The sequence below is a fragment of the Microbaculum marinum genome, from assembly GCF_037855135.1.
GTDB classification, from domain to species: Bacteria; Pseudomonadota; Alphaproteobacteria; order Rhizobiales; family Tepidamorphaceae; genus Microbaculum; species Microbaculum marinum.
Genome location: NZ_JAZHOF010000005.1, coordinates 183,529 through 194,761, shown reverse-complemented (window position 1 = coordinate 194,761; position 11,233 = coordinate 183,529). Strand labels below are relative to the sequence as shown.

Below are 11,233 nucleotides of genomic sequence, written 5' to 3'. Positions count from 1 at the left end.
CAATTCCCGCCAATTGCGGCCGCAACCCCCGGTGATAGCATCCGCAGGCAACAAACCGAGCGGGGAGGACCGCCATGTCGGCCGCGGCAGCACACGTCTATCCGATCACCACGCACGAGGTGACCAACCAGTCGGGCGCCCTCACCGGCGTCAACTACTACGAGGCCGATACCATCCTGCGCGAGGCGGTCGCCCGCGAGGGCGCCGCGTGGGTCGCCGGGCGGGCCTCGAAGCTCGGTGCGGCGGCGGGCGACGCAGAGATCCAGCACCACGCCCACCTCGCCAACGCGCACGAGCCCGTGCTCAGGACCCACGACCGCTTCGGCCACCGCGTCGACCTGGTCGAGTTCCATCCGAGCTACCACGTGCTGATGAAGCTCGCCTTCGGCTCGGGCGTCCATTCCCTGTCCTGGACCGCCGGCGAGCCCGGTGCCCATACGGCGCGCGCCGCCCTCAGCTACCTCTGGAACGAGATCGAGAACGGCATCGGCTGTCCGACCGGGATGGCCTACTCGTCGGTCCCGAGCCTGCGCCTCGTCCCGGCGATCGAGCGCGAATGGGAGCACAAGATTCTCGCCGAGGACTACGACCCGCGGCCGGTGCCGGTCGCCGACAAGCCGGCGGCGACGATCGGCATGGCGCTGACCGAGAAGCAGGGTGGCTCCGACCTCAGGGCGAACGCCACGCGGGCCGTCGCCGTGAACGGCGGCGGGCCGGGCGGCGAATATCGCCTGACCGGCCACAAGTGGTTCTGCTCGGCGCCGATGAGCGACGCCTTCCTGACGCTCGCCCGGACCGAGGCCGGACCGAGCTGCTTCTTCGTCCCGCGGTCTTTGCCGGACGGGACGCGCAACCGGTTCTTCATACAGCGGCTGAAGGACAAGTGCGGCAACCGCTCGAACGCCTCCAGCGAGATCGAGTACGACGATACCTACGCCGTGCTGCTCGGCGAGGAGGGACGCGGCATCCGCACCGCGATCGGGATGGCGCACCTGACGCGGCTCGACTTCGCGGTCGGATCGGCGGGGCTGATGCGCTGGGCCCTCAACCTCACCCTGCACCACACCCACAACCGCCGCACCTTCCAGCGCGTGCTGGCCGAGCAGCCGCTGATGCGCGTGGTGCTCGCCGACCTGTGCCTGGAATCGGAAGCGGCGACGGCGCTCGGCTTCCGCCTCGCCCGCGCCACCGACGAGGCGCGTTCGGGGTCGGAGGAGGCGCGCCTGCTGGAGCGTATCCTCACCCCGGTCGCCAAGTACTGGAACTGCAAGCGGACGCCGGGCTTCGTGGCGGAATGCGTAGAATGCCACGGCGGCAACGGCTTCATCGAGGAACAGCCGATGCCGCGCCTCTACCGCGAGGCGCCGCTGAACGGCATCTGGGAGGGCACCGGCAACATGATCTGCCTCGACGTCCTGCGCGCCATGCAGATGGAGCCCGATACGGTCGCCGCCCTGCTGGCGGAGCTCGGCCGGGCGCGCGGCGCCGACAACCGGCTCGACACGGCGATCGACACGCTGGAGACGGAACTGTCCGACCTGCGCGACCAGGAGTTGCGCGCCCGGTACCTCGCCGCGATGATCGCGACGGTGTTCGAGGCGGCGCTGCTGGTGCGCCATTCGACGCCGGCGGTGGCGGACGCCTTCGTCGTCTCGCGGCTGGACGGCCTGGCCAACCGGGCGTTCGGCAGCCTGCCGCGCGGCCTCGACGTCGCCGCCATCGTCGACCGGTCGAAGCTGCAGTAGCCGAGCGGCCGAAACTGCAGTAGCCGGGACCGGCGGCCCTCCTCGCACCGGCCCCGTATCCTTGCTAGACTTGAGGCGGAGGACCATCACGTGCCCCGGACAGATCCCCGAAACAGGTCCAGATACTGGCGCGATCCGCAGGTGCCGGGCCTGAGCTGCCTCGTCGCGGATTTCACCACCCACGAATACGCCCCCCACGTCCACGAGGCCTTCGTGGTGGCGGTGACGGAGGTCGGCGGGTCGGAGTTCAAGAGCCGCGGCAGGACGCAGGAGGCGACGGAAACCGTGCTGCTGGTCTTCAACCCGGACGAGCCGCATTCCGGCCGCATGGCGCGCAGCAGTCGCTGGTGCTATCGCGGCCTCTATCTCGCCGGACCGGCGATCGATGCGGTGAAGACGGCGGTCGGCCTGGGAGAGACACCGTACTTCACCGACAACGTCTTCCGCGACCGCGACCTCATCGACGCCTTCCTCGCCCTGCACAGGGCTCTCGACGACGGGCGGGACGCGCTGGAACAGTCGGAGCTTCTGGTCGCCAGCTTCGGGCAGCTCGCCTGCCGCCACGCGGCAAGCCAGGGCCGCGTCGAACTGCCGGCCTCCGATCGCCGCAAGATCAGGGCCGTCCAGGACATCATGCAGGACCGCTACCACGAGGAGCTGCGCCTGGAAGACATGGGAGAGGGCATCGGCCTGAACCCGTTCCAACTCATCGGCCTGTTCAAGCGCGGCACCGGCCTGACCCCGCACGCCTATCTCACCCAGCTCCGGCTGAAGGTTGCGATCGCCGCCATGAAGACGGGGGTGTCGCTGGCCGAGGCAGCCGTGTCCGCCGGCTTCTACGACCAGGCGGCGCTCAGCAAGCACTTCAAGCGCTCCTACGGCATCACGCCCCTGCAATGGGTCACCGCCGTGCGGAACTGACCGCGCGCTTCAATTTCGGCCAATAGCCGCCGCCCCGCCCCGGGCACACTGATCGCGATCACGGCAATCGAGCCCGAACGTCGGTTTCGGGTGCGCAGCTCGAGCGACGGGGACGGCATGGCACGCTACTTCTGTCTGGACAATCCGGAGACACTGAGCCTCGAAACGGAGGTGGTCGACGCCATGCCCGGTCGTGTGCAGCTTGCCGAGACGCCATTCTACCCCGGCGGCGGCGGCCAGCTTCCCGATCGCGGCGTGCTGCGCTGGGCCGGCGGCGAGGCAGACCTCAGCGGTTTCGAGACCCGGGGCGGTCAGCTCTGGCATCTGCTGCCTGAGGGCACCGAAGTTCCCGCCGGTCCCGTGGAGGCCGCCGTCGACCCCGACTTCCGGCAGCTGATGCGTGAACTGCACACGGACCTGCACATCGTCAACGCGCTCGTCTACCAGGGCTTCGACGGGGCGCTTGTGACCGGGGTACAGATGAACGACGACGGGACCGCCCGCATCGATTTCGACCTGAGCGAGGCCGACAACGACCGGCTGAGGGCGCTCGAACCCGAGATCAACGACGCCATCCGGCAGGACCTGATCGTCCGCCAGACGTATGTCGGTGAGGACGAGGCGTTCGAGGAGCCGGGCCTCATCCGCTCGCGCTCGGTCGCACCGCCGCCGACGCCGGACGGCAGGATCCGCGTCGTCGAGATCGTCGGCCTCGACCGGCAGGCCTGCGGCGGCACCCATCTCGCCTCGACAGGCGCATCGCGTCCCGTCCGCATCCTGAAGATCGACAACAAGGGGCGCCGCAACCGCCGGATCCGCATCGGGCTCGCCGCCTCCGTCTGATCCCGTCCGGCCCTACCGGCCGCAGGCCTAGACTGCCATTCGCCTATCCGGAGACCTGCACATGACCGTCTTCTCGACAGAATCCTTCGCCGACCACGAGCAGGTGGTGTTCGTCAGCGATGCGCCGAGCGGGCTGCGGGCCATCATCGCCGTTCACGACACCTCGCTCGGGCCGGGCATCGGCGGCTGCCGCATGTACCCCTATGCCTCGGAGGAAGAGGCGCTGCGCGACGTGCTGCGGCTGTCGCGCGGGATGACCTTCAAGGCGGCGGCGGCCGGCCTGGACTACGGCGGCGCCAAGGCCGTCATAATCGGCGATCCGAAGACCGCGAAGACGCCGGCGCTGCTGCGCGCGATGGGCGTGGCCGTCGACCGGCTCGGCGGGCGCTACGTCACCGCGGAGGACGTCGGCACGACGGTTGACGACTTCGCCGAGGTCCGCAAGACGACGCGTCACGTCGTCGGGTTGCCGGCCGAACTCGGCGGCAGCGGCGATCCCTCGCCGACGACGGCGCTCGGCGTGTTCATCGGTCTCGGCGCCGCCGCCCGGTACCGCTGGGGATCGCACCGGCTGGCCGGCAGGACCGTCGCGGTGCAGGGGCTCGGCAATGTCGGCTGGCACCTGTGCCGCCTCCTTGCCGACGCCGACGCCGCGCTGGTCGTGTCCGACATCGACCCGGGCCGGGCGGCGCAGGCCGCGTCCGCGTACGGCGCCAGAGTCGTCGAGCCGGAGGCGATCTATGCGGCCGATGCAGACATCTTCGCCCCCTGCGCGATGGGCGCCATCATCGATGACGGGACAATCGACGCCCTCAGGGCCGGCATCGTCGGCGGCGCGGCCAACAACCAGCTTGCCCGGCAGGAGCACGGGTTCCGGCTGCGCGACCGTGGCATCCTCTATGCGCCCGATTTCGTCATCAACGCCGCAGGCATGATCCGCGTCGCCTCGGAGATCGACGGATTCGACCAGGCCCTCGTCGACCGCAGGGTCGCCAGGATCGCCACGACCCTGCAGGCGATCTTCGAGCGGGCCGACGCGGACGCCATCACCACGGAGGCGGCGGCGATGGATATTGCCGGCCAGCGTCTTCGCGCCGCCCGCGCGCGCAATGCCGCCGCGCTGGCCACCTGACCGGGGCCGGCAGGATGGAAGCGGGGGCGATTGCGGTCCTGGACGCGCTTGTGGGCTTCGACACGACCTCGCGCCGTTCCAATCTGGAACTGGTCGACTGGGTCGTCGCCCACGTGGAGCGCCATGATGCACGGGTTCGGGTGACCTACGACGATACCCGCACCAAGGCGAACGTCCTGGCGAGCTTCGGCCCGGCCGACGCCGCGGGCGTGGTGCTGTCCGGCCACACCGACGTGGTGCCGGTCGATTCGCAGGACTGGTCGACGGATCCGTTCACGCTCAGCGAGCGCGACGGGCGGCTCTACGGTCGCGGGACGGCGGACATGAAGGGCTTCGTCGCCTGCTGCCTGGCTGCCGTTGCCGGGATTTCGGAGGCGGAGCTGAAGCGACCCATCCACATCGCCCTCAGCTACGACGAGGAGATCGGCTGCTTCGGCGTTCCCCGCCTGATCGAGGACATGCTGCGCCACGAGGCGAAGCCGGCCCTGGCGATCATCGGCGAGCCGACCGGCATGCGGATCGGCGACCGACACCGGGGCTATTGCGGCTTCCGCTCCACCTTCACCGGCAAGGCGGCCCATTCCAGCGATCCGAGCGCCGGAGCGAGTGCGATCTATCCTGCCTCGGCGCTCGTCGCGATGCTGCGTTCGATGAGCGAGGGCGGCGCCCGGCGGGCCGGCCGCACGACCTTCAACGTCGGGCGCATCGACGGCGGCGCCGCGATGAACATCGTGCCGAACCTTTGCAAGGTCATCTGGGAGTTCCGGCCTGCGCCGGACGAGGACGTCGCCGGCCTGCGGGGCATGATCGAGGCCTTCATCGCCCGCATGACGCCGGCAAACGTCGGCCATGCCACCGAGGTCGTGGCCTGGGTCCCTCCGCTGCCGCGTGATCCCGTCGACGAGGCGATCGCCATCGTCGAGACCTGCGGCGGCCTGGGCCCCTCGGCGATGATGCCGTTCGGTACCGAGGCCGGCTTCTTCCGGGACGCCGGCATTCCGGCCCTGGTCTGTGGCCCGGGCTCGATCGAGCAGGCCCACCAGCCCGACGAATGGATCGCCGTGGAACAGATCGACTCCGCCACGCGCTTTCTCGGACGTGTCGCGACCTGGGCGTCGGCAGGGCAGGCGGCCTCGCCAGGCTGACCTTTACCGCGCGGGCGGCGTCTGCTAGCTAGCCGGAGGCCATATCGAGCACCGTCTCGTCGACCTTTCCAGGACACGGTCCGAGGGCACGGCACCGTCCGCGCCTCGCCAGCCGAGGTCCCAAGAGCGAGACCGATCCCATGTCCTCCGCAGACATTCCCGGCTTCCGGTTCGGCCGGATCGCCGCGACCCTTCCCGTTGCCGACATGGCCCGGGCCGAAGCGTTCTATGCCGGCGTCCTGGGCTTCCGGAAGGTATTCGAGAACGGCGAGCCCGTCGGCTTCATGATCCTGAAGCGCGACGCCGCCGAGCTGCATCTCACCCTCCAGAAGGACCGCGCCGCGGCACCCTTCAACATCGCGCACATGATGGTCGAGGACGTCGACGCGCTGCACGCCCTGTGCCGCGCCCACGGACTTCGCATCGTCAAGGGACTGCGCGACCAGGACTACGGGCTGCGCGCCTTCGTGTTCGAGGACCCGGACGGCAACCGGATCGACGTCGGCCAGCAGCTCTGATCGCCCGCGGCCCGTGTCCGCGTCCGGCCGCCCTGATCCGCACCGCCTCCGTTCGCCCGCCGCCGCGGCGGCTTGCCATTTGCGGCGCGTTTAAATATGAAAGAAAAAGTCATATTTGAGAGCGGCACATGCACGACAACCATCACAGCCCCGGACATGCGGGGGTGCCGGCGACGCCCGTGGTCCACTGCGGCTACGACTGGCTCGAGACGCTGGCGCTGGAGCAGGTGCGCTGGCTGTGCATCGGCTACGGCAAGAACAGCTGCCTCGGCTGGGAAACGGCGATTGCCAGGGCGGAACTCATTCTCGGCGAGGAGCGCGGACCGCTGTTCTTCGCCGCGATCTCGCGGGTAATGGCCGCGATCCGCGGCGGCCGCAGGAGCCCGCTCGCCTATTCGGATCCTGCCTGTCCGGTCTGCAGCCGCAGCGTGCTCGATCCCGAGCGGGCGATCATGCGGGTGATCCGGGCGGCGCGTCGGAGGGATGGAACGGCGCTCGATTCTTACGCGTTCCTGATGCTCGAGGGCCAGAACCCGGCGGATCTGACGTCTGCGGCGCGCCGACTTGCCGTGGTGATGGAGCGCATCGAAGCGGAGCAGCAGGCGATCAACCGGTCCTGGCAGCGCCCGGCGCCACGGCCGCTGCCGGATGCCGCCGGACGGTCCTGAGCCGGACCGCGGCAACGGACGGCAGCGACAGACGGACGGAGCGCGGATGACCGACGGGGATGACAGCGACGGCAGGGGCACCGACAGCCCGGACACCGACCGCCCGGTCCTGGAGATCAGGAACCTCACCATCGAACTGCCGCGCAAGGCCGACCGTCGCTACGCGGTAAAGGATGTCTCGCTGTCGCTCAGGCGCGGCGAGATCCTGTGCATCGTCGGGGAATCCGGCTCCGGCAAGTCCGTGATGACCAGCGCCGTCATGAACGCCGTGCCGCCGGGGCTGACGATCACCAGCGGCGAGATCCTGTTCAATGGCCGCGATGTCCTTGGCTTCTCCGAGGAGGAGCTGCGGCAGATGCGCGGCGCCAGGATCGCGATGATCTACCAGGAGCCGATGGCCGCGCTCAATCCGGCCATGCGGGTCGGCAAGCAGGTCGACGAGGTGTTCCAGTTCCACCGCCCCGAGATCGCCGCAGCCGACCGCAAGGCACAGACGCTGGCGCTGTTCGAGCAGATGCACCTGCCGACGCCGGCGCGCATCTACGACTCCTATCCCCACCAGATCTCGGGAGGGCAGTGCCAGCGCGTCGTCATCGCCATGGCGCTCGCCTGCAAGCCGGACGTGCTGATTGCCGACGAGCCGACCACGGCGCTCGATGTGACCACCCAGCGCCAGATCCTGTCGCTGATCGCCGAGCTGAAGGGCATCTACGACAACGGCACGCTGTTCATCACGCACGATTTCGGGGTGGTCGCCGACATCGCCGACCGCGTCGCCGTGATGTGCTGGGGCGAGATCGTCGAGGAGGGTCCGGCCGAGCAGGTGCTGATGCATCCGCGCGTCGACTACACCCGGATGCTGGTCGATGCGATGCCGGCGCTGGAGACGGCGCGCCAGCCCGACCTCGGCCGCGACGATCCGCCGATCATGGACGTGCGCTCGCTGCACAAGGTCTACAGCGACGGCAGCCGCGAGGTGCACGCGCTCAACGACGCCAGCTTCGTTCTGCGGCGCGGCGAGACGCTGGCGGTGGTCGGCGAATCTGGATCCGGCAAGTCGACCCTCGCCAAGGCGCTGATCCGCCTGACCGAGCCGACGGAGGGCACGGTCTTCATCCACGAGCGCGATTTCCTGGCGCTCGGCGGACGCGACCTGCAGACCGCGCGGCGCGAGATCCAGATGATCTTCCAGGATCCCTTCGGCTCGCTCAATCCGAGCCACAGAGTCGGCCGGATCATCACCCGCGGGCCGATCCTGATGGGCGTCGGAAAGGAAGAGGCGCGCGAGCGCGCCCTGGAGCTGCTCGAGCTCGTCGGCCTGTCGCGCGACGCCTACGACCGCTATCCGCGCAACTTCTCCGGCGGCCAGCGCCAGCGCATCGGCATCGCCCGGGCGCTGTCGATGGAGCCGGACGTGGTGATCGCCGACGAAAGCGTCTCCGCCCTCGACCTGTCGGTCCAGAAGCAGGTGCTGCGGCTGATCGACGACCTGCAGCGGCGGCTGGACACGGCGATCATCTTCATCACCCACGACCTGCGCGTCGCCGCCCAGATCTCCGACTACATCACCGTCATGGAGAAGGGCGTTATGGTGGAATACGGCACCGCTGAGGAGGTCTTCAGCGCCCCGAAGCATCCCTATACGAGGATGCTGCTCGACGCCGCCCCCGGCCGGGACTGGCACCCGCCAAGGCTCGATCCGCAGGAGGCCGAACGGATCATCGCCGAGACCGCCGAGGCCAGGCGCTAGCCCCCCGGCTCGTGCCGGCCATGCTCGCGCGGGCATATTCCCGCGGGAGGCGGCGTGCTATGTCGTGGGCATGAACGACGTCACAAGAACGCCCGCCTATTGCGCCCAGTGCCGCTCCCGGTGCGGCTGCAACGCGGTCATCGAGAACGGCCGGATCCTGGCGATCGAGCCGCTGCCGGGACATCCCAGCGGCGAGAAGCTGTGCCCGAAGGGCAAGGCGACGCCGGAACTGGTCTACCATCCCGACCGCCTGACCACGCCGCTGCGGCGCACCTCGCCGAAGGGCGCCGGCAGGACTACCTGGGAACCGATCTCCTGGGACGAGGCGCTCGCCACCATCGCGGAGCGGATGGCCGGCATCCGCGACCGGCACGGACCCGAGCAGGTCGCCTTCTCCGTCACCACGCCGAGCGGCACCCAGATCTCCGACGGGATCGCCTGGGTCGAGCGGTTCATTCGCGGCTTCGGCAGCCCGAACATGATCTACTCGACCGAGATCTGTAACTGGCACAAGGACGTCGCCTCGAAGTTCACCTACGGCTGGGACATCGGAACGCCGGATTTCGCCGAAAGCGAGCTGATCGTCCTGTGGGGCCACAACCCGACGGCGACCTGGCTCGCCCGCTCCGTCGAGGTGCAGAAGGCGATGAAGCGCGGGGCGAGGCTGCTCGTCGTCGACCCGCGGCCGACCCTCTATGCCCGCCGCGCCGACTGCTGGCTCAGGGTCAGGCCGGGGACCGACCAGGTGCTGGCGCTCGGTCTCGCCAACCTGCTGATCGGCGACGGCGGCATCGACGCGGACTTTGTTCGGGAATGGACCAACGGGCCGATGCTGGTGCGCTCCGACACCGGCGCCTTCCTGCGGCAGTCGGATATCTCCGCCGGCGGCAGCCCGGACGTCCTGCTGGCCGCCGGCCCCGGCGGCACGCCGCTGCGCTACGACGCGGCCGCCCGGCGCTGGCTCGACGACCCCGGGACTGTCGAGCTCGACGCCGCATATATAGCCAATGTCGGCGCGCGCGACGTCGCCTGCCGGAGCGCTTTCGGGGTATTCGCCGACACGGCTTCAGCCTGGACGCCAGAACGTGTCGAGGCGATCACCGGCGTGCCGACCGAGGCGCTGCGTGCGGCCGCCGCTCTCCTCGCGCAGAGCAAGGCGACCTCCTACTACGCCTGGAACGGCGTCGGCCAGAGCACGACGGCGAGCCAGACCGACCGGGCCATCTCGATCCTCTATTCGCTGACCGGCTGCTACGGCCGCAAGGGCGGCAACGTTCCCGGCGTGGCGGCGCCGTTCGCGGACATCTCCGGGCACGACCTCCTCACCGACGAACAGCGCGCCAAGGCGGTCGGCCTCGACGAGCGGCCGCTCGGCCCCGGCCGCACCGGCTGGGTCACCGGCCGCGACGTCTACCGCGCAATCCTCGACGGCGAGCCGTATCCCGTCCGCATGCTGTTTTCCTTCGGCACCAACCTGCTCGTCTCGCAGCCGGACACCGACCGGGCGCGGGAGGCCTTCGAGCGGCTGGAGTTCCACGTCCACACCGACTTCTTCCTCAACCCGAGCGCCGAATACGCCGACATCGTCCTGCCTGTCTCGACCTCGTGGGAGCGCGAGGGCCTGCGCACAGGCTTCGACGCAAGCCTCCAGGGTCTGCGCCGCGTGCAATTGCGGCCGGCTGTCATCGAGCCGGTCGGCGAGGCGCGCAGCGACACCGACATCGTGATCGACCTGGCCCTGCGCCTGGGGATGTCGGAGACGTTCTTCGGCGGCGATGCGGACCGCGGCCACGATCACGCGCTGGCCCCCGCCGGGCTCACGGTGGAGCAGCTGCGGGCTTCGCCGGAAGGAATCGACCTGCCGGGATCGGTGCCCTACCGGCCGTATGCCCGAGCCGACGGAGCAGGCGTGCCGGCCGGCTTCCCGACGCCGACGGGCCGGCTGGAGATCTATTCCGAGCGTCTGCTCGAGCACGGCTACGCGCCCGTCCCCGAGGTGAGCGGCGATGCTGCCGACCCCGATCCCGATTTCCCGCTCACCGTCAGCTGCGCCAAGGTCGTCGCATTCTGCCACAGCCAGCATCGCAATCTCGCATCGCTGCGCCGGCTGATGCCGGACCCGATGCTGGAGATGTCCGCGGAGAGCGCCGCTGAGCGGGGCATCGCCGACAACGACTGGGTGAAGGTGGCGACGCGCACGGGGTCCTTCGTCGCCCGCTGCCGGATCGTCAGGGATCTGGAGCCCGCAATCGTGTTCGCCCAGCACGGCTGGTGGTTCCCCGAGGCGGACCAGGCAAACGGTGGCACGGCGGGCCCCCGGGCTGCGAACATGAACCAGGCGGTCGACACCTCCAGGAGCGACCCGATCAGCGGGTCGATCCCGCTGCGGGCAACTCCCTGCCAGGTAGAGAGGATGGACGCGCCGGCATCCTGACCTGGCCGTGCCACCACCTTCGATCGCGCGACCGGGGGCAACGACATTCGGCCTCGGCACGGCCTCGCGGTGCCGCC

9 protein-coding genes are annotated in these 11,233 nt (G+C 69.7%); all 9 read left to right on the top strand.

All coding sequences use genetic code 11. The annotated features are described in order from the left end of the window. Nucleotides 1-74: 74 nt before the first annotated feature. The 9 genes from V3328_RS13645 to V3328_RS13605 all read left to right on the top strand — a co-directional run bounded on the left by V3328_RS13645 (nt 75) and on the right by V3328_RS13605 (nt 11,156). Nucleotides 75-1,745 (top strand): acyl-CoA dehydrogenase family protein, encoded by a 1,671-nt coding sequence (locus V3328_RS13645; protein WP_340330227.1) that lies wholly within the window; start codon nt 75-77, stop codon nt 1,743-1,745. Between the two features lie 90 nt (nt 1,746-1,835). Next, complete coding sequence (locus V3328_RS13640) at nt 1,836-2,666, top strand: AraC family transcriptional regulator (protein WP_340330226.1); 831 nt, start codon at nt 1,836-1,838, stop codon at nt 2,664-2,666. Nucleotides 2,667-2,783: 117 nt separating this feature from the next. Continuing rightward, nucleotides 2,784-3,509: an alanyl-tRNA editing protein gene (locus V3328_RS13635; protein ID WP_340330225.1), complete on the top strand. Its 726-nt coding sequence runs from the start codon at nt 2,784-2,786 to the stop codon at nt 3,507-3,509. Nucleotides 3,510-3,570: 61 nt separating this feature from the next. After that, nucleotides 3,571-4,641 carry a Glu/Leu/Phe/Val family dehydrogenase gene (locus V3328_RS13630; protein ID WP_340330224.1) on the top strand — a complete coding sequence of 357 codons (1,071 nt, stop codon included), beginning with the start codon at nt 3,571-3,573 and terminating at the stop codon, nt 4,639-4,641. A gap of 14 nt (nt 4,642-4,655) precedes the next feature. Beyond that, nucleotides 4,656-5,786 (top strand): acetylornithine deacetylase, encoded by a 1,131-nt coding sequence (argE, locus tag V3328_RS13625; protein ID WP_340330223.1) that lies wholly within the window; start codon nt 4,656-4,658, stop codon nt 5,784-5,786. Between the two features lie 140 nt (nt 5,787-5,926). Next, nucleotides 5,927-6,304, top strand: coding sequence for a glyoxalase superfamily protein (locus V3328_RS13620; protein WP_340330222.1), 378 nt, complete (start codon nt 5,927-5,929; stop codon nt 6,302-6,304). A 128-nt stretch (nt 6,305-6,432) separates the two neighbouring features. Continuing rightward, complete coding sequence (locus V3328_RS13615; protein ID WP_340330221.1) at nt 6,433-6,972, top strand: hypothetical protein; 540 nt, start codon at nt 6,433-6,435, stop codon at nt 6,970-6,972. Nucleotides 6,973-7,018: 46 nt separating this feature from the next. Beyond that, on the top strand, nt 7,019-8,722 hold the full coding sequence (locus V3328_RS13610; RefSeq protein WP_340330220.1) for a dipeptide ABC transporter ATP-binding protein: 1,704 nt from the start codon (nt 7,019-7,021) through the stop codon (nt 8,720-8,722). Nucleotides 8,723-8,792: 70 nt separating this feature from the next. Then, nucleotides 8,793-11,156 carry a molybdopterin-containing oxidoreductase family protein gene (locus V3328_RS13605; RefSeq protein WP_340330219.1) on the top strand — a complete coding sequence of 788 codons (2,364 nt, stop codon included), beginning with the start codon at nt 8,793-8,795 and terminating at the stop codon, nt 11,154-11,156. Nucleotides 11,157-11,233: the final 77 nt, after the last annotated feature.